This window comes from Cellulomonas sp. FA1 (assembly GCF_000986825.1).
In the GTDB taxonomy this organism is placed as follows: Bacteria; Actinomycetota; Actinomycetes; order Actinomycetales; family Cellulomonadaceae; genus Cellulomonas; species Cellulomonas iranensis.
In genome coordinates, this window is sequence record NZ_LBMY01000001.1 from 937912 (window position 1) to 956632 (window position 18721).

The following is an 18721-nucleotide window of genomic DNA, read 5'->3' on the forward strand; positions in this document are numbered from 1 at the left end:
CGGGGAAGGAGTCGCACGCATGAGCACTGGCACACCTGCGCCCGCACCCGGGAGCACCCCCGCCGGGGGCAGCGGCACGACGGTCCTCGGGGCCGACGACGTGGGACGCGCACTGACGCGCATCGCGCACGAGGTCGTCGAGCGGAACAAGGGCGTCGCCGACGTCGTCCTGCTCGGCATCCCCACGCGCGGGCTCCCGCTCGCACGCCGCCTCGCGCAACGCCTCGCGCAGGTCGAGGACGTCGCCGAGCACGACCTCGTCGGCAGCCTCGACGTGACGATGCACCGCGACGACCTCGCGCACCACCCCACGCGCACCATCGGCGAGACGTACGTGCCGGGCGACGGCGTCGACGGCAAGGTCGTCGTGCTCGTGGACGACGTCCTGTACTCGGGGCGCACGATCCGCGCCGCGCTCGACGCCATCAGCGACCTCGGACGGCCGCGCGCCGTGCAGCTCGCCGTCCTGGTCGATCGCGGGCACCGCGAGCTGCCGATCCGCGCCGACTACGTCGGCAAGAACCTGCCCACCGCGACCGCCGAGCGCGTGCGCGTGCTCCTGGCCGAGACCGACGGCGAGGACCGCGTCGTCATCGAGGGCGGTGCCCGATGAGGCACCTGCTGTCCGCCGCCGACCTCAGCCCCGCGCAGGCCGTCCACGTGCTCGACACCGCCGCGCAGATGGCCGCGACCCAGGGCCGCGAGATCAAGAAGCTCCCCACGCTGCGCGGCCGCACCGTCGTCAACCTGTTCTTCGAGGACTCGACGCGCACGCGCATCTCCTTCGAGACCGCCGCCAAGCGCCTGTCGGCCGACGTCATCAACTTCTCCGCCAAGGGCTCGAGCGTCTCCAAGGGCGAGTCCCTCAAGGACACGGCCCTCACGCTGCAGGCCATGGGCGCCGACGCGGTCGTGATCCGTCACCAGGCATCCGGCGCGCCGCACACGCTCGCGCACGCCGGGTGGACCAGCGGCGCGGTCGTCAACGCGGGCGACGGCATGCACCAGCACCCCACGCAGGCGCTGCTCGACGCCTACACGCTGCGCCGGCACCTCGTCGGCGACCGCGGGACCACCGACACGACGGGCCGCGACCTCGCGGGCCTGCACGTCGCGATCGTCGGCGACGTGCTGCACAGCCGTGTCGCACGGTCCAACGTGCAGCTGCTGCGCACGCTCGGCGCGCGCGTCACGCTCGTCGCCCCGCCCACGCTGCTGCCCGTCGGCGTGCACACGTGGCCCGCCACCGTGTCCTACGACCTGGACGACGCGCTCGCGACGCGGCCCGACGCGGTGATGATGCTCCGCGTGCAGCGCGAGCGGATGTCCAGCGCGGGCGGCGGGTTCTTCCCCAGCCCGCTGGAGTACACGCGCGGCTACGGCCTCGACGCCCGCCGCCTGGCGACCCTGCCCGACCACGCGGTGGTGCTGCACCCCGGCCCCATGAACCGCGGCCTCGAGATCAGCGCCGACGCGGCCGACTCGCCGCGCGCCGTCATCGTCGAGCAGGTCGCCAACGGGGTCGCGGTCCGCATGGCCGTCCTCTACCTGCTGCTCGCCGGCGACGGCACGCGCACGACCCGCACGACCGACGAGACGAAGGTGCCCGCGTGACCGCCACCCTGCTCACCGGCGCCCGCCCGCTGGGCGGCGACCCGACCGACGTGCTGCTCGCCGACGGCGTCGTCGCCGCGCTCGGCGCCGACGCCCGCACGCACGACGCCGCGCGCGACGCCCGCGTCGTCGACGCCGACGGGCTCGTGCTGCTGCCCGGCCTCGTCGACCTGCACACCCACCTGCGCGAGCCCGGACGCGAGGACGCCGAGACCGTCGCGTCCGGCACGCGCGCCGCCGCGCTCGGCGGCTTCACCGCCGTGCACGCCATGGCCAACACGACCCCCACGCAGGACACCGCGGGCGTCGTCGAGCAGGTCTGGCGCCTGGGGCGCGACGCCGGCTACGCCGACGTCCACCCCGTCGGCGCCGTCACGGTCGGCCTCGAGGGCGAGCGGCTCGCCGAGCTGCAGGCCATGGCTCGCTCCGCCGCGCGCGTCCGCGTGTTCTCCGACGACGGCAAGTGCGTGCACGACCCCGTCGTGATGCGTCGCGCGCTCGAGTACGTCAAGGCCTTCGACGGCGTCGTCGCTCAGCACGCCCAGGAGCCGCGTCTCACCGCGGGCGCCCAGATGCACGAGGGCGTCGTCTCCGCCGAGCTCGGGCTCACCGGCTGGCCCGCGGTCGCCGAGGAGGCGATCGTCGCGCGCGACGTCCTGCTCGCCGAGCACGTCGGCTCGCGCCTGCACGTGCTGCACCTGTCCACCGCCGGGTCCGTCGAGATCGTCCGGTGGGCCAAGGCCCGCGGCATCGACGTCACCGCCGAGGTCACGCCCCACCACCTCGTCCTCACCGACGAGCTCGTGCGCGGCTACGACCCGCGCTACAAGGTCAACCCGCCCCTGCGCACGGCGCAGGACGTCGAGGCCGTCCGCGCGGGCCTCGCCGACGGCACGATCGACACCGTCGGCACCGACCACGCGCCCCACGCCCGCGAGGACAAGGACTGCGAGTGGGCGGCCGCCGCCTTCGGCATGACCGGACTCGAGACCGCGCTCTCCGTGGTGCAGCAGGTCATGGTCGACACCGGCCGGTTCACCTGGGCCGACGTCGCCCGCGTGATGTCCGCCGCGCCCGCGCGGATCGGACGCCTCGACGGCCAGGGCCGCCCGATCGCCGTGGGGGAGCCCGCCAACCTCACGCTCGTCGACCCGACCGCCCGGCGCGTCGTCGTCCCCGAGCAGCAGGCCACCGCGAGCGTCAACTCGCCCTTCGCCGGCACCGAGCTGCCCGGGCGCGTGGTCGCCACGTTCCTGCGCGGCCGCGCGACCGTGCTCGACGGCGCGCTCGTCGAGCCGGGGGTGCCCGCCTGATGCCCGTCTGGCTCTCCGTCACGCTGCTGGCCGCGCTCGCGGTGCTCGGGCTGTGGGGCATGCGGCACGGCTGGCGCTCGCGTGCGCGTCGCACCGCCGCGCTCGTGCCGTCGCTGCCGGTGCTCCCGGACGCGCCCGGCGCGCCCGTCACCGACGCGATCGAGGCCGTGTACGTGTCCTCGACGCGCGCGGGCGACTGGCTCGACCGGGTCGTGGCCCACGACCTGGGGGTCCGCAGCCCGGCCCGCGTGCGCGTGCACGCCGACGGCGTGGCCGTCACCCGCACCGGTGCGCGCGACCTGTGGGTGCCCGCCGCCGCGCTGACCGCCGTGGGCACCACGAGCGGTCAGGCCGGCAAGTTCGTCGGCCGGGACGGCCTCGTGGTCCTCACCTGGGTGCCCGACCCCACCACCGGCACCGCCCTCGACACCGCGCTGCACGTGCGCCACGACGCCGAGCGCGGCACGCTGCTCGACGCCGCCCGCGCGCTCGTCGCGGCCCCCACCGACACCGACGCCGCGCCCCCGGCGCGAGAGGAGCAGGCATGAGCGACGCGATCCTCGTCCTCGAGGACGGCCGCACGTTCACCGGACGCGCGTACGGCGCGACCGGGCGGACGCTCGGCGAGATCGTCTTCAACACCGGCATGACGGGCTACCAGGAGACCCTGACCGACCCGTCGTACCACCGGCAGGTCGTCGTCATGACCGCGCCGCACATCGGCAACACGGGCGTCAACGACGAGGACCCCGAGTCGCGGCGCATCTGGGTCGCCGGGTACGTCGTGCGGGACCCCGCCCGCCGTCCGTCGAGCTGGCGCTCGCGCCGCTCGCTGGACGAGGAGCTCGCGGCGCAGGGCGTCGTCGGCATCAGCGACGTGGACACCCGCGCCCTCACGCGGCACCTGCGCGAGCGGGGCGTCATGCGCGCCGGCATCTTCTCGGGCGACGCGCTCGTGCGTCCCGAGGGCGAGCGGCGCCCGGTCGACGAGCTGGTCGACGAGGTGCTGACGGCCCCCGCGATGACCGGCGCCGACCTGGCCGGCGAGGTCAGCGTCGACGCCGCGTACGTCGTGCCGGCCCTGGGCCCCGACGGCGCACCGCTCGACGAGCCGCGCGCACGCGTCGCGGCGGTCGACCTGGGCATCAAGGCCATGACCCCGCAGCGCATGGCCGAGCGCGGCGTCGAGGTGCACGTGCTGCCCGCGACGTCGACGATCGCGGACGTCCTCGCGGTGCAGCCCGACGGCGTGTTCTTCTCCAACGGCCCGGGAGACCCGGCCGCGGCGCGCCACGAGATCGACGTGCTGCGCGGCGTGCTCGACCGCCGGATCCCGTTCTTCGGGATCTGCTACGGCAACCAGCTGTTCGGCCGTGCCCTGGGCTTCGGCACCTACAAGCTGCAGTACGGCCACCGCGGCGTGAACCAGCCGGTCATGGACCGCACGACCGGCAAGGTCGAGATCACGGCCCACAACCACGGCTTCGCCGTCGACGCGCCGCTGGACGCCGAGACGGTCGCGCCCTTCGACGGCGGCCGGTACGGCCGCGTCCGCGTGTCGCACGTCGACCTCAACGACGACGTCGTCGAGGGCCTCGAGGCGCTCGACCTGCCGGCGTTCTCGGTGCAGTACCACCCCGAGGCGGCGGCCGGCCCGCACGACGCGGCCTACCTGTTCGACCGCTTCCTCGACCTCATGACCTCCCACCGCGACGGCGCCGGCACGACCGGCGGCGACGCGACGAACCAGAAGGGCGCCGCCTGATGCCCCGCCGCGACGACCTGCAGTCCGTCCTCGTCATCGGCTCCGGCCCGATCGTCATCGGCCAGGCCTGCGAGTTCGACTACTCCGGCACGCAGGCGTGCCGCGTGCTCAAGGAGGAGGGCCTGCGGGTCGTCCTCGTGAACTCCAACCCGGCCACGATCATGACCGACCCGGAGTTCGCCGACGCCACGTACGTCGAGCCGATCACGACCGAGGTGCTCACCTCGATCATCGCCAAGGAGCGCCCCGACGCGATCCTGCCGACGCTGGGCGGTCAGACCGCGCTCAACGCGGCGATCGCGCTCGACGAGGCCGGCGTCCTCGAGCGGTACGACGTCGAGCTGATCGGCGCGAACATCCCCGCCATCCAGAAGGGCGAGGACCGCGAGCAGTTCAAGCAGGTCGTCGAGGTCTGCGGCGGGGAGTCGGCGCGCTCGGCGATCATCCACACGATCGACGAGGCGCTCGGCGCGGCCGAGGACCTCGGCTACCCGATGGTCGTGCGGCCCTCGTTCACGATGGGCGGCCTGGGCTCGGGCATCGCGTACGACGAGGACGACCTGCGACGCATCGTCGGGCAGGGCCTGCACTACTCGCCGACCACCGAGGTGCTCCTGGAGGAGTCGATCCTCGGCTGGAAGGAGTACGAGCTCGAGCTCATGCGCGACAAGCACGACAACGTCGTGGTCGTGTGCTCGATCGAGAACGTCGACCCGGTCGGCGTGCACACCGGCGACTCGGTGACGGTCGCACCCGCGCTGACGCTGACGGACCGGGAGTACCAGCGGCTGCGGGACATCGGCATCGCCGTGATCCGCGAGGTCGGCGTCGACACGGGCGGCTGCAACATCCAGTTCGCGGTGCACCCCGACACCGGGCGCGTGATCGTCATCGAGATGAACCCGCGCGTGTCGCGGTCGTCGGCCCTGGCGTCGAAGGCCACGGGCTTCCCGATCGCGAAGATCGCCGCGAAGCTCGCGGTGGGCTACACGCTCGACGAGATCCCCAACGACATCACCGGGTCGACGCCCGCGTCGTTCGAGCCGACGCTCGACTACGTCGTCGTCAAGGTCCCGCGGTTCGCGTTCGAGAAGTTCCCCGCCGCCGACGACACGCTGACGACGACCATGAAGTCGGTCGGCGAGGCGATGGCCATGGGCCGCAACTTCACCGAGGCGCTCGGCAAGGCCATGCGTTCGATCGACAAGAAGGGCTCGACGTTCCACTGGGACGGCGAGGCGGCCACGGGGGAGGAGCTCGAGCGGCTCGTCGCGTCGATCTCGCGGCCCACCGAGCACCGGCTGGTCGACGTGCAGCAGGTGCTGCGCGCGGGCGTCCCCGTCGACGACGTGTACGCGCGCACGGGCATCGACCCGTGGTTCCTCGACCAGGTGCAGCTGATCAACGAGGTCGCGCAGGAGACCGCCGACGCGCCCGCGCTCACACGCGACGTGCTCGCGCGCGCCAAGCGCCACGGCCTGTCGGACACGCAGGTCGCGTCGCTGCGGCAGACCAGCGAGGACGCCGTGCGGCGCACCCGCTGGGCGCTGGGCGTGCGGCCCGTCTACAAGACGGTCGACACGTGCGCCGCCGAGTTCGCGGCACGCACGCCGTACCACTACTCGTCGTACGACGAGGAGACCGAGGTCGCGCCGCGCGAGCGTCCCGCGATCCTCATCCTCGGCTCGGGGCCGAACCGCATCGGGCAGGGCATCGAGTTCGACTACTCGTGCGTCCACGCGGCGCTCGCGCTCAAGGGCGAGTACGAGACCGTCATGGTCAACTGCAACCCCGAGACCGTGTCGACCGACTACGACACGTCCGACCGGCTGTACTTCGAGCCGCTGACGTTCGAGGACGTGCTCGAGGTCTACGAGGCCGAGCTCGCGGCGGGCCCGGTGGCGGGACTCATCGTGACGCTCGGCGGGCAGACGCCCCTGTCGCTCGCGCAGCGGCTGTCCGACGCGGGCCTGCCGATCCTGGGCACGCCGCCGGAGGCGATCGACGCGGCCGAGGACCGCGGCGAGTTCGGCGCCGTGCTCGAGGCGGCCGGCCTGCCCGCGCCCGCGTTCGGCACCGCGACGACGCTCGAGGGCGCACGGGAGACGGCGCGTCGCATCGGATTCCCGGTGCTGGTGCGCCCGTCGTACGTGCTCGGCGGCCGCGGCATGGAGATCGTGTACGACGAGGCGCAGCTCACGGAGTACGTCGAGCGCGCGCTCGCCGAGCAGGTCGGCGGGCACCGCGCGTCGCTGCCGCCGCTGCTCATCGACCGCTTCCTCGACGACGCGATCGAGATCGACGTCGACGCGCTCTACGACGGCACCGAGCTCTTCCTCGGCGGGGTCATGGAGCACATCGAGGAGGCGGGCATCCACTCGGGCGACTCGGCGTGCGTGCTGCCGCCCGTGACGCTGTCGGTCGCCGAGCTCGAGCGGATCCGCACGTCGACCGAGGCGATCGCGCGCGGCGTCGGCGTCCGCGGGCTGCTGAACATCCAGTTCGCGCTCGTGTCCGACGTGCTCTACGTCCTCGAGGCGAACCCGCGCGCGTCGCGCACGGCGCCGTTCGTGTCGAAGGCGACGGGTGTGTCGCTCGCCAAGGCCGCGGCGCTCGTGATGGCGGGCCGCACGATCGCGCAGCTGCGCGACGAGGGCGTCCTGCCGCGGGCCGACGCGAGCACGCTCGACCTCGACGCGCCGATCGCGGTCAAGGAGGCCGTGCTCCCGTTCAAGCGGTTCCGCACCGCGGACGGTCAGGTCGTCGACACCGTGCTCGGGCCGGAGATGCGCTCGACGGGCGAGGTCATGGGCTTCGACGTCGACTTCCCGACCGCCTTCGCGAAGTCGCAGGCGGCCTCGTTCGGCGGGCTGCCGGACTCCGGCCGGGTCTTCATCTCGGTCGCGGACCGGGACAAGCGGTCCATCGTGTTCCCGGTGAAGCGCCTGGTCGAGCTCGGGTTCGAGATCCTCGCGACCGAGGGCACGTCGGCCGTCCTGCGCCGCAGCGGCATCCCGTCGCGCGTGGTCCGCAAGCACTCGGCCGGCCGCGGGCCGGCGGGGGAGCCGACGATCGTCGACCTCATCACCGCGGGCGAGGTCGAGATGGTCGTCAACACGCCGTCCGGGCAGGGCGCGCGCGCCGACGGGTACGAGATCCGCGCGGCCACGACCGCCGCGGACAAGGCGATCGTCACGACCGTGCAGCAGCTGGGTGCGGCCGTGCAGGCCATCGAGGCGCGGCGGTCCGGGCCGTTCGCGGTCACGAGCCTGCAGGAGCACGACGCGGCGGCGGCGCAGCGGCGCGCGACGGTGCCCGCGTGACGGCGGCCGCACGCGTGCGCCCGTTCGGCGAGCGGCTGGCCGCGGCGATGGACGCGCACGGGCCGCTGTGCGTCGGGATCGACCCCCACGCGTCGCTGCTCGACGCGTGGGGGCTCCCGGACGACGCCGCGGGTCTGCGCGAGTTCGCGCACCGCGTCATGGACGCGGTCGCCGGGCGGGTCGCGGCCGTCAAGCCGCAGGCCGCGTTCTTCGAGCGGCACGGGTCCGCGGGCGTGGCCGTGCTGGAGGAGGTCGTGGCGGCGGGCCGGGCGACCGGCACGCTCGTCGTGGTCGACGCCAAGCGCGGCGACATCGGCTCGACGATGGGCGCGTACGCGGACGCGTTCCTGCGGGACGGCTCGCCGCTCGCGGGGGACGCGCTCACGGTGTCGCCGTACCTCGGGTTCGGGTCGCTCGACCCGGCGGTGGACCTCGCGCTGGCGACCGGGCGAGGCCTGTTCGTGCTCTGCCTGACGTCGAACCCCGAGGGTCCGGACGTGCAGCACGCGCGCACGGCCCAGGGCGTCACCGTCGCGGCGCAGGTCGCCGCGCGCGCGGCCGCCCTGAACACGGGTGCGGCGAGCCTCGGGTCGATCGGGCTCGTGGTCGGCGCGACGGTCGGTACGGCCGTGCGCGACGCAGGGGTCGACCTCGCGGCGGTCGCGGGCCCGCTGCTCGCACCGGGCGTCGGTGCGCAGGGCGCGGGGGCCGCCGAGCTCGCCGCGGTGTTCGGTGACGCCCGCCGTCAGGTGCTCGCGTCCTCGAGCAGGGGAGTGCTGGCCGCGGGCCCGGAGGTCGGAGCGCTGCGCACCGCGGCGCTCGATGCCTCGTCCCAGGCGGCCGCTGCGCTGCGCTGACGCAGGGTCGCGCGCCTGTCGTACGAGGGCGCGCGACCACCGCTCAGCACTACGTCGGTGCGTGACGATAACGGAACCTAGCGGTCTACCACCGCCACGGGGACGAACAAGCGCCGCCTCACGGCGGCCCGCCCCGAAGGCGAACCCGGTGCGGACCCGCCGCTAAGGTGCGGACGTGCGCGGACGGACGACGGTGGGGCAGGCCGCGGCGCGGTACCTCGTCCAGCTCGAGCAGCGCCCGGCGTCCACCGCACGCGCCCAGCGCTGGGCGCTCACCGACCTGGTCGCGCAGCTGGGGGATGAGCCCCTCGGGCAGGTCGCCCAGGACGACCGGCTCGCCCTGTGGTCGACGTCCCCGACGGGCTCGGGCCGTGAGCCGTCGGCGGCGTCCGTGCGGCAGCGCGCCACGGCCGCACGCGGGCTCCTCCGGCACGCGGTCGAGCACGCGATGCTCGACGCGGACGCCGCCGACCGGGCGCTCGCCGCGCTGCGCCGTCCCGCCACCCCGCCCGTCGTGCGCGACCACGCGCCCGCGCGCCTGCTGCTCGCCCGGGTGGGCGGCCGGCGGCCCCACGGCGTCTCGTGGGAGGTGTGGGTCCGGTTCCGCGCCCACGTCCGCGTGCTGGCGGACACCGGCGCGTCCGAGCGTGACCTGGCGCGCGCGTGCGTCGCCGACCTCGCGGCGGACGCGACGACCCTGCGCCTCGTCGACGCGCGCCACGAGCTGTCCGACCCGACCCGGCACACGATCGAGCAGTGGCTGCCCGTCCGAGCAGCGCTGGTCGCCACGCTCGAGGGCAGCCCGCCGCCGCAGCTCTGGGTCCGCGCGCACCCCTCGGTGCACCCGCGCACGGGTGCCGTCGCGGCCGTCGGCATGCCCATCACCGCGCGCGGGCTGCGCAAGGCGTTCACCGAGGTCCTGGCCGCGCTCGTCGGCGACGACCCGCGCCTCGCGACCTGCACCGTCGCGCACGTCCGGGGCCTCGGACGGGGTCGGGCGGCGGGCGGCGACCGACCCCGCCGAGCGCCCGACGAGGTGTGATCCGGTGCGTCGGCGCAGGTCGCAGGGCGACACGCGGCGCTCCCGCGTTGCCGAGCGGTCGGACCGTCGCTAGTTTCGTCCTCAGATCCCGCGCATTCCGACGAGGATCTCCGGCCCAGTGACGAGAAGGTGACGCGCGTGGCTCTTCCTCCGCTGACTCCCGAACAACGAGCCGCCGCGCTCGAGAAGGCTGCCGCGGCGCGGCAGGCCCGTGCCGAGGTGAAGAACCGCCTCAAGTACTCGCAGGGCTCCCTGTCCGAGGTGATCGAGCAGGGCCAGCAGGACGAGACGATCGGCAAGCTCAAGGTCGCCGCGCTGCTGGAGTCCCTCCCCGGCGTGGGGAAGGTCAAGGCCCGAGCGATCATGTCCGAGATCGGCATCTCGGAGACCCGCCGCGTGCGTGGCCTCGGCCCGCACCAGGTGAAGGCCCTCGTCGACCGTTTCGGCTGAGCGCCGCGGCGACACCCACGGCGCCCCGCCCGGACCCGGGCGGGGCGCCGCCGTGTCCGGACCGTCCGGGCACCTCGTGACACGACCTGGAGCAGGGCACGCATGACGACGCAGCAGGCACGGCTGACCGTGCTGGCCGGACCGACCGCCGTGGGCAAGGGCACGGTGTCGGCCGACATCCGCGCCCGGTACCCCCAGGTCTGGCTCTCGGTCTCCATGACGACGCGTGCCCCGCGCCCGGGCGAGGTGGACGGGCTGCACTACCACTTCGTGTCGCCCGAGCGGTTCGACGAGATGGCCGCGCGCGGCGAGCTCCTCGAGTGGGCGGTCGTGCACGGGCGCAACCGCTACGGCACGCCCCGCGGCCCGGTCGAGGAGCGGCTCGCCGCGGGCGAGCCCGCGCTGCTCGAGATCGACCTGCAAGGCGCACGGCAGGTGCGCGAGTCCATGCCGGACGCGCGGTTCGTGTTCCTCGCCCCGCCGTCGTGGGACGAGCTCGTGCGGCGGCTCGTCGGTCGCGGCACCGAGGACGAGGAGGAGCGCGAGCGTCGCCTCGCCTCGGCCCGCGTGGAGCTCGCCGCCGAGTCGGAGTTCGACCACGTCGTCGTCAACGACGACGTGCACCGGGCGACCGACGAGATCGTCCGTCTCATGGGCATCGAGGCCTGACGACCGGCCCTCGCCTCCGCGTCCCGGGGTCCGCCGCCGCGACCGGGTAGCATGGTGCGCTGCGCCTCCCGCCGCCCGTGCCGTCACCGGCACCCGCCGGCGGACGCACGCCGACCAGCCCTCCGACGAAACGGGAGTCCTCCGTGTCCGGAACCGTTGCCGCCCCCACAGGCATCACCGACCCGCCGATCGACCGCCTGCTCGAGCGCGCGGACTCCAAGTACGCGCTCGTGCTGTTCTCGGCCAAGCGCGCGCGCCAGATCAACGCGTACTACGCGCAGCTCAACGAGGGCCTCCTCGAGTACGTCGGGCCGCTCGTCGAGACCCGCCCGCAGGAGAAGCCGCTGTCGATCGCGATGCGCGAGATCGACGAGGGCCTCCTCACGTCCGAGCCGACGCCGGAGGCCTGACCTCCCGTCATGCGCGTCGTCCTCGGTGTCGCGGGCGGGATCGCCGCCTACAAGGCGGTCCTGCTGCTGCGGCTGCTGCGGGAGCAGGGTCACACCGTGCGCGTGGTCCCGACGCGCGCCTCGCTCGAGTTCGTCGGTCGCGCCACCTGGGAGGCCCTGTCGGGCGAGCCGGTGACGACCGACGTCTTCGAGGACGTCGACCAGGTCGCGCACGTCGCGATCGGCAAGACCGCCGACCTGGTGGTCGTCGCCCCCGCGACGGCCGACCTGCTCGCGCGCGCCGCCGCGGGCCGCGCCGACGACCTGCTCACCGCGACGCTGCTCGTCGCGCGCTGCCCCGTGCTGCTCGCCCCCGCGATGCACACCGAGATGTGGGAGCACCCGGCGACCGTCGCGAACGTCGCCACCCTCCGCTCACGCGGCGTGCACGTCCTCGACCCCGCGTCGGGGCGCCTCACGGGTGCCGACACCGGACCAGGGCGTCTCCCCGAACCCGAGGAGATCGCCGCGGCCGCGACGGGGCTCGTGGCTCCCGCACGGGCCGCGGACCTCGCGGGGACGCACGTGGTCGTGTCGGCCGGCGGGACCCGAGAACCCCTCGACCCGGTCCGGTTCCTCGGAAACCGGTCGTCGGGTCGGCAGGGCGTCGCGCTGGCGCGTGCCGCCGCCGAGCGCGGCGCGCGCGTGACGCTCGTCGCGGCGAACGTCACGCACGACGTCCTCGCACGCGTCGGTGCCGGCGTGACGGTCGTGCCCGTCGAGACCGGCGACGAACTGCGGGCGGCGGTGCGAGCGGCCGCCGCCGAGGCCGACGTCGTCGTCATGGCCGCGGCCGTCGCCGACTACCGGCCCGCGAGCGTCGCCGACGCCAAGCTGAAGAAGACCGGCGACGCGCCCGTGGTCGCGCTCGTGGAGACCACCGACATCCTGCGCGAGCTCGTGACCGACCCGCCCCGAGCGGGGCAGACGGTGATCGGCTTCGCCGCCGAGACCGGCGACGCCGAGGGCTCCGTCCTCGAGCACGCGCGCGCCAAGGCCGTCCGCAAGGGCGCCGACCTGCTCGTCGTGAACCCCGTCGGGGGCGGCCGTGGCTTCGGCACGACGACCAACGACGTCACCGTCCTCGACCGCGCGGGCGACGTGGTCGCGACCGCCGCGGGGACGAAGGACGAGGTGGCGCACGTCGTGTGGGACGCGGTGCTGACGAGACGTCACCTCTGAGACGCCGCGACGGCGTTACGCTGCCGCCATGACCTCGACGTCCCTGCGCCTCTTCACGTCCGAGTCGGTGACCGAGGGACACCCCGACAAGATCTGCGACCAGATCTCCGACGCGATCCTCGACGCCATCCTCGAGCAGGACCCCACGGCCCGCGTGGCCGTCGAGACCATGGTCACCACGGGCCTCGTCCACGTCGCCGGCGAGGTGACGACGAGCGCGTACGTCGAGATCCCGCAGCTCGTCCGCGAGGTCGTCCGCGGCATCGGCTACACGTCGTCCCTCATCGGGTTCGACGGCGACTCGTGCGGCGTGTCCGTCTCGATCGGGCAGCAGTCCCCGGACATCGCCGCGGGCGTCGACAAGGCGCTCGAGGTCCGGCAGGACGGCGCCGACCTCGACCCGCTCGACCTGCAGGGCGCGGGCGACCAGGGCCTGATGTTCGGCTACGCGAGCGACGAGACCCCGTCGCTCCTGCCGCTGCCGATCTGGCTCGCGCACCGCCTCGCCGAGCGCCTCACGCTCGTCCGCAAGGAGGGCCTCGTCGCGGGTCTGCGCCCCGACGGCAAGACCCAGGTGACCGTCGGCTACGACGGCGACCGCCCGGTCACCCTCGACACCGTGGTGCTCTCGACGCAGCACGAGCCCGACGTCCTCAACGACCACCTCGTCGCCCAGATCGCGGAGCACGTCGTCGCGCCCGTGCTCGCCGACGTCGACATCGACACGTCCTCGTACCGCCTGCTGGTCAACCCGACCGGGCAGTTCGTGATCGGCGGCCCGCAGGGCGACGCCGGGCTCACGGGCCGCAAGATCATCGTCGACACGTACGGCGGCATGGCCCGCCACGGCGGCGGCGCGTTCTCCGGCAAGGACCCGTCGAAGGTCGACCGCTCGGCCGCGTACGCGCTGCGCTGGGTGGCGAAGAACGTCGTCGCGGCGGGCCTCGCGCGGCGCTGCGAGGTGCAGGTCGCCTACGCGATCGGTAAGGCGCACCCCGTCGGCCTGTACGTCGAGACCTTCGGCACCTCGCAGGTCTCCGACGAGCGGCTCACCGCCGCGATCCGCCAGGTGTTCGACCTGCGTCCCGCCGCGATCGTGCGTGACCTGGAGCTGCTGCGCCCCGTGTACCGCCGCACGGCGGCCTACGGGCACTTCGGCCGCGACCTGCCGGAGTTCACGTGGGAGCGCACGGACCGCACGGCCGAGCTCATCGCCGCCGTCGGCTGACGCACCGCACCGGACCGACCCCCCGACGTCCCCGCCGCGACCCGCGCCGGGGACGTCGGCGCGACGTGGTGGGATGAGCACCGTGACCGACCCCGCGCCCGAGCAGCCCGCCCTCGCGGGGCTCGAGCCGCCGGCGCCCGGCGGCGTCGCAGCGCCGCGGCGGCGGGGCCGGCCGAGCACCTGCCCGTCGCGCGGGTGTGCGTCGACCTGGCGCCCCCGCACCTGGACAGGCCCTTCGAGTACGTCGTCCCCGCCACCCTCGACGCCGCCGCCCGGCCGGGCGTGCGCGTGAAGGTGCGGTTCGCCGGCCAGGACGTCGACGGGTGGCTGCTGGAGCGCGTGGAGCGGGCCGAGCACGAGGGACGCCTGCTGCCGCTGCGGCGGGTCGTCTCGGCGGAGGCCGTCGTCGCGCCGCAGGTCGCGCGGCTCGCCCGCGCCGTCGCCGACCGGTGGGCCGGCACGCTCGCCGACGTGCTGCGCCTCGCCGTGCCGCCCCGGCACGCGCGCGTCGAGGGGGAGGACGGTGCTGCGCCCCCGGCGGGCGCCACGACGCCCGGGCCCGCACCCGCGGCGGTCGCGTGGGACGCGTACCGCGGCGGGCCCGCGTTCCTGCGGCACGTGCTGTCCGGCGGCGCACCACGCGCCGTCTGGACGGCGCTGCCCGGACCGGGTCCGCACCGCTGGGCGGCCGCCGTCGCGCAGGCCGTCGCGACGTGCGTGCTCGGCGGTCGTGGTGCGCTCGTCGTCGTGCCGGACGCGCGGGACGTCGACCGCGTGTGCGCCGCCCTCGCCGAGGTCGGGCTCGTCGACGTCGCGCAGGGCGGCCCGGTCGCGCGCCTCGTCGCCGACGACGGCCCCGCGGCGCGGTACCGCGCCTTCCTCGCGACGCTGCGGGGGAGCGCACGCGTCGTCGTGGGCACGCGCGCGTCGGCGTTCGCCCCGGTCGCCGACCTCGGCCTGGCCGTCTGCTGGGACGACGGCGACCTGCAGCACGCCGAGCCGCGTGCGCCGTACCCGCACGTGCGCGAGGTCCTCGCGCTGCGGTCCGAGCTCGAGGGCGCCGCGCTGCTCGTGGGCGGCCACGCGCGGACGGTCGAGGCGCAGCACCTGGTGGCCACCGGCTGGGCGCACGAGGTCGCCGCCGAGCGGGCGACGGTGCGCGCGAGGACCGCACGTGTGCGGGCGCTCACGAGCGTCGAGCTCGCCCGCGAGGGTCCGGCCGCGGCCGCACGGCTCCCCGCACCGACGTGGCGTGCCATGCGCGACGCGCTGGCCGTCGGCCCCGTCCTCGTGCAGGTGCCGCGCGCCGGCTACGTGCCGGTCGTCGCGTGCGGCCGGTGCCGCACGCCCGCGCGCTGCACGACGTGCCACGGGCCGCTGGGGCTGACGTCCGCGGACGGCCCGCCCTCGTGCGGGTGGTGCGGGCGCCTCGCCACGGGCTGGCGCTGCGACGAGTGCGGTGCCGCGGCGCTGCGCTCGGTGCGCGTCGGGTCCGAGCGGACGGCCGAGGAGCTGGGCCGCGCGTTCCCGGGGGCGACCGTGCGCGTCTCCGGCGCGCGCGCCGCGGGAGGCGTGCTGGCCGAGGTGCCCGACCGGCCGGCCCTGGTCGTCGCCACGCCGGGGGCCGAGCCCCACGTCGCGTCGGGGTACGCCGCGGCCGTGCTGCTCGACGCCGCCGTCGCGAGCGCGGGCGAGCACCTGGGCGCCGAGGTCGACGCGCTGCGCCGCTGGCTGGGCGCCGCGGCGCTCGTGCGCTCCGCGACCGACGGCGGGCAGGTGCTCCTCGTGGGGGACGGCGCCGCGCGTCCGACGCAGGCCCTCGTCCGGTGGGACCCGGCCGGTCTCGCGGTGCGCGAGCTCGACGAGCGCGCCGAGCTCGCGCTGCCGCCCGCGGTGCGCGTCGCGGCCCTCACGGGCACGCGCGACGCGGTCGCCGCGGTCGTCGCGCGCGTGACGGTCGACGCCCTGGAGGTGCTGGGGCCCGTGCCGCTGCCCGCGGACCCGCAGCAGGGTGCGGCGCTCGAGCCCGAGGTGCGTGCGCTGCTGCGGGTGCCGCCCGCGCGCGGGGCCGAGCTCGCGCGCGCGGTGGCGGCGTCGGTCGCGATCCGCAGCGCACGCCGCGAGGGGGGCGCCGTGCGCGTCCAGGTCGACCCGGCCGACCTGCTGTGACGCACGGGCCGGCGCGGCACGCGACCTAGGATCGGGTCCATGCGTCTGCTCTTCGCGGGGAGTCCCGCGGCCGCCGTGCCCTCGCTCGAGGCCCTGCTGGGCTCCCGGCACGAGGTGGTGGCCGTGCTGACCCGACCGGACGCACGCGTGGGACGTGGTCGCACGCTGCAGCCGTCCCCGGTCGCGGCGCTCGCGCGCGACCGCGGCGTGCCGGTGCTGACGCCGCGCACGCTGCGCGACCCCGAGGTGGTCCAGCAGATCCGCGACCTGCGCGTGGACGCCGCGCCGGTCGTCGCGTACGGCGTCCTCGTCCCGGCGGAGCTGCTGGCCGTGCCGACGCACGGCTGGGTCAACCTGCACTTCTCGGTGCTGCCCGCGTGGCGCGGTGCGGCCCCCGTGCAGCGCGCGCTCATGGCGGGCGACGAGGTGACCGGCGCGTCGACCTTCGTGATCGAGGAGGGCCTCGACACCGGGCCCGTGCTCGGCACCCTCACCGAGACCATCCGGCCCACCGACACGACGGGGGACCTGCTGGGTCGCCTCGCGGTCGCGGGCGCCGAGCTGCTGGTCCGCACGCTCGACGCGCTCGAGGACGGCACGCTGCACGCCGTGCCGCAGCCGCACGACGGCGTCAGCCACGCACCGAAGCTCACGCCCGACGACGCGCTCGTGCGCTGGACGCACCCGGCGCACGTGGTCGACCGGCGCGTCCGCGGCTGCACGCCCGCGCCCGGCGCCTGGACGACCATCCCCGACGGTCAGCGCCTGGGGCTCGGGCCCGTGCGCGTCGTGCCCGACGTCACCGACCTGCGACCGGGCGAGGTCCGCGCGGACAAGCGGGAGGTCCTCGTGGGGACGGGCAGCGGCGCGGTGCGCCTCGGCGACGTGACCGCGCCGGGCAAGCGTCCGATGCCCGCGGCGGACTGGGCACGCGGTGCGCGTCTCGCGCCCGGCACGGTCCTCGGCGCCGGCACGCCGGAGCAGGGGGAGCACGCGTGAGCGCCGACGGACGCCAGGGCGGCGAGCGCCGCGGCCAGGGAGGCGGCGAGCGCCGCGGCCAGGGAGGCGGCGAGTGCCGCGGCCAGGGGAGCGGCGACCGTCGCGGCCAGGGTGGCGCCGGCCGGCGGGACGGCCAGGAGCAGCGGCGTGACACGCGGGGACGGCAGCGCGGCGCGGCGCGCTCGGAGGGCCGCGCGGGCCGGACGACCGCGGCCCCGTCGCAGCGCGCCCGCACGGGGGACCAGGCCCGGGGCGCGGCCTTCGACGCGCTGCGTGCCGTCGCCGAGTCCGACGCGTACGCGAACCTCGTGCTGCCGCCGCTGCTGCGCGAGCGGGGCGTCACCGGGCGGGACGCGGGCTTCGCGACCGAGCTCGCGTACGGCACGCTGCGGCTGCGGGGACGGTACGACGCGGTGCTCGCGCACGCGTCGTCGCGGCCGCTCGACCAGGTCGACGGGCCCGTGCTCGACGTGCTGCGCCTGGGCGCGCACCAGCTGCTCGGCATGCGCGTGCCGTCGCACGCGGCGGTGTCCGAGACGGTTGCGCTCGCCCGCGAGCGCGTCGGTGCCGGTGCCGCGCAGTTCGTCAACGCGGTGCTGCGCCGGGTGTCCGAGCGGACCCCCGAGGAGTGGCTCACGGTCATCGGCGACGCGGCCGACCCCGACGGGTCGGACGCGGTCGCCCGGTTGGCGGCCGTCGAGAGCCACCCGGCGTGGGTCGTGCGGTCGTTGCGGGAGGCGCTCGTGGGGTCGGGTCGGCCCGCGGACGAGCTGCCTGCGCTGCTCGCGGCGGACAACGCGCCGCCGCGCGTGACGCTCGTGGCGCGGCCGGGGCTCGTCGAGCCGGCGGAGGTCGCCGAGCAGGCGGAGGTGGCGCCGGCGGGGCTGGTGCCGACCGCGCTGGTGCTGCGCAGCGGGGACCCCGGTGCGCTGACGGCGGTGCGCGAGGGGCGTGCGGGCGTGCAGGACGAGGGGTCGCAGCTCGTGACGCTCGCGCTCGTCGAGGCGCCGCTGGACGGCCCGGACGAGCGGTGGCTCGACCTGTGCGCGGGCCCGGGGGGCAAGGCCGCACTGCTGGGTGCGCTGGCGGCGGGGCGGGGGGCGCGGCTGGTGGCGAACGAGGTGCAGCCGCACCGCGCGCGACTCGTGTCGCAGTCGCTGCGGGCCGTCCCGGCGTCGGCGGTCGAGGAGGTGCGGACCGGTGACGGTCGCGAGGTGGGGCGGGTCGAGCCGGGGTCGTACGACCGCGTGCTGCTCGACGCGCCGTGCACGGGGCTGGGTGCGCTGCGGCGGCGGCCGGAGTCGCGGTGGCGGCGCACGCCCGCCGACCTCGCGACGCTGAGCGCGTTGCAGCGCGAGCTGCTGGCGTCGGCGTTCGCGGCGGTGCGGCCCGGGGGCGTCGTGGGGTACGTGACGTGCTCGCCGCACCTGGCGGAGACGCAGCTGGTGGTGCACGACGCGGTGCGGGCCGCGCAGCGCGCGGGCACGTCCGTCGAGGTGCTGGACGCGACGCCGGTGGTCGCGGGGGTGGCGCCGTCGTGGGAGCCGGTCGCGGGCCGGCGGGACGTGCAGCTGTGGCCGCACGTGCACGGCACGGACGCGATGCACCTCACGCTGCTGCGCCGTCTCTGACCCGCTGCGCCGCACGGCCGGCGGACGCGG

16 protein-coding genes are annotated in these 18721 nt (G+C 75.8%); all 16 read left to right on the plus strand.

Features of this window, described 5'->3' with window-relative positions:
- The first annotated feature begins 19 nt into the window (after positions 1-19).
- Positions 20-613, plus strand: a complete 594-nt coding sequence (pyrR, locus tag GY42_RS04155) for a bifunctional pyr operon transcriptional regulator/uracil phosphoribosyltransferase PyrR (RefSeq protein WP_046528371.1) — start codon at positions 20-22, stop codon at positions 611-613.
- Positions 610-1614 (plus strand): aspartate carbamoyltransferase catalytic subunit, encoded by a 1005-nt coding sequence (locus GY42_RS04160; RefSeq protein ID WP_046528372.1) that lies wholly within the window; start codon positions 610-612, stop codon positions 1612-1614. Before pyrR ends, GY42_RS04160 begins: the two co-directional genes overlap by 4 nt.
- Positions 1611-2927, plus strand: a complete 1317-nt coding sequence (locus GY42_RS04165) for a dihydroorotase (protein WP_046528373.1) — start codon at positions 1611-1613, stop codon at positions 2925-2927. The genes GY42_RS04160 and GY42_RS04165 overlap by 4 nt, the downstream gene beginning before the upstream one ends.
- Positions 2927-3475: a PH-like domain-containing protein gene (locus tag GY42_RS04170; protein WP_046528374.1), complete on the plus strand. Its 549-nt coding sequence runs from the start codon at positions 2927-2929 to the stop codon at positions 3473-3475. The genes GY42_RS04165 and GY42_RS04170 overlap by 1 nt, the downstream gene beginning before the upstream one ends.
- The gene (gene carA / locus GY42_RS04175; protein WP_046528375.1) at positions 3472-4692 is read left to right on the plus strand and encodes a glutamine-hydrolyzing carbamoyl-phosphate synthase small subunit; all 1221 of its coding nucleotides are present in this window, start codon (positions 3472-3474) and stop codon (positions 4690-4692) included. The genes GY42_RS04170 and carA overlap by 4 nt, the downstream gene beginning before the upstream one ends.
- Entirely contained in the window at positions 4692-8015 is a 3324-nt protein-coding gene (gene carB / locus GY42_RS04180) for a carbamoyl-phosphate synthase large subunit (protein WP_046528376.1), read from the plus strand. The genes carA and carB overlap by 1 nt, the downstream gene beginning before the upstream one ends.
- Positions 8012-8872, plus strand: coding sequence for an orotidine-5'-phosphate decarboxylase (gene pyrF, locus GY42_RS04185; RefSeq protein WP_046528377.1), 861 nt, complete (start codon positions 8012-8014; stop codon positions 8870-8872). Before carB ends, pyrF begins: the two co-directional genes overlap by 4 nt.
- Positions 8873-9047: 175 nt before the next feature.
- Complete coding sequence (locus GY42_RS18065; protein WP_052748200.1) at positions 9048-9914, plus strand: hypothetical protein; 867 nt, start codon at positions 9048-9050, stop codon at positions 9912-9914.
- Positions 9915-10052: 138 nt separating this feature from the next.
- Positions 10053-10364, plus strand: a complete 312-nt coding sequence (mihF, locus tag GY42_RS04200) for an integration host factor, actinobacterial type (protein WP_013117080.1) — start codon at positions 10053-10055, stop codon at positions 10362-10364.
- A 102-nt stretch (positions 10365-10466) separates the two neighbouring features.
- Positions 10467-11033, plus strand: a complete 567-nt coding sequence (gene gmk / locus GY42_RS04205) for a guanylate kinase (protein ID WP_046528380.1) — start codon at positions 10467-10469, stop codon at positions 11031-11033.
- Between the two features lie 143 nt (positions 11034-11176).
- Positions 11177-11443: a DNA-directed RNA polymerase subunit omega gene (gene rpoZ / locus GY42_RS04210; RefSeq protein ID WP_046528381.1), complete on the plus strand. Its 267-nt coding sequence runs from the start codon at positions 11177-11179 to the stop codon at positions 11441-11443.
- A gap of 9 nt (positions 11444-11452) precedes the next feature.
- The gene (coaBC, locus tag GY42_RS04215; protein ID WP_046528382.1) at positions 11453-12664 is read left to right on the plus strand and encodes a bifunctional phosphopantothenoylcysteine decarboxylase/phosphopantothenate--cysteine ligase CoaBC; all 1212 of its coding nucleotides are present in this window, start codon (positions 11453-11455) and stop codon (positions 12662-12664) included.
- A gap of 28 nt (positions 12665-12692) precedes the next feature.
- The gene (metK, locus tag GY42_RS04220) at positions 12693-13892 is read left to right on the plus strand and encodes a methionine adenosyltransferase (RefSeq protein WP_046528383.1); all 1200 of its coding nucleotides are present in this window, start codon (positions 12693-12695) and stop codon (positions 13890-13892) included.
- Positions 13893-14087: 195 nt separating this feature from the next.
- Positions 14088-16061, plus strand: a complete 1974-nt coding sequence (locus tag GY42_RS04225; RefSeq protein ID WP_236686710.1) for a primosomal protein N' — start codon at positions 14088-14090, stop codon at positions 16059-16061.
- A gap of 39 nt (positions 16062-16100) precedes the next feature.
- Entirely contained in the window at positions 16101-17060 is a 960-nt protein-coding gene (gene fmt / locus GY42_RS04230; protein WP_046528384.1) for a methionyl-tRNA formyltransferase, read from the plus strand.
- Positions 17057-18691, plus strand: a complete 1635-nt coding sequence (locus GY42_RS04235; RefSeq protein ID WP_046528385.1) for an RsmB/NOP family class I SAM-dependent RNA methyltransferase — start codon at positions 17057-17059, stop codon at positions 18689-18691. Before fmt ends, GY42_RS04235 begins: the two co-directional genes overlap by 4 nt.
- The last annotated feature ends 30 nt before the right edge of the window (positions 18692-18721 follow it).

What these genes read in the sequence shown, in the direction of transcription:
- carA (WP_046528375.1), top strand. Translation starts at nt 3,472, where the DNA reads ATGAGCGACGCGATCCTCGTCCTCGAGGACGGCCGCACGTTCACCGGA.
- GY42_RS04160 (WP_046528372.1), top strand. Translation starts at nt 610, where the DNA reads ATGAGGCACCTGCTGTCCGCCGCCGACCTCAGCCCCGCGCAGGCCGTC.
- carB (WP_046528376.1), top strand. Translation starts at nt 4,692, where the DNA reads ATGCCCCGCCGCGACGACCTGCAGTCCGTCCTCGTCATCGGCTCCGGC.
- gmk (WP_046528380.1), top strand. Translation starts at nt 10,467, where the DNA reads ATGACGACGCAGCAGGCACGGCTGACCGTGCTGGCCGGACCGACCGCC.
- fmt (WP_046528384.1), top strand. Translation starts at nt 16,101, where the DNA reads ATGCGTCTGCTCTTCGCGGGGAGTCCCGCGGCCGCCGTGCCCTCGCTC.
- coaBC (WP_046528382.1), top strand. Translation starts at nt 11,453, where the DNA reads ATGCGCGTCGTCCTCGGTGTCGCGGGCGGGATCGCCGCCTACAAGGCG.
- pyrR (WP_046528371.1), top strand. Translation starts at nt 20, where the DNA reads ATGAGCACTGGCACACCTGCGCCCGCACCCGGGAGCACCCCCGCCGGG.
- metK (WP_046528383.1), top strand. Translation starts at nt 12,693, where the DNA reads ATGACCTCGACGTCCCTGCGCCTCTTCACGTCCGAGTCGGTGACCGAG.
- GY42_RS04170 (WP_046528374.1), top strand. Translation starts at nt 2,927, where the DNA reads ATGCCCGTCTGGCTCTCCGTCACGCTGCTGGCCGCGCTCGCGGTGCTC.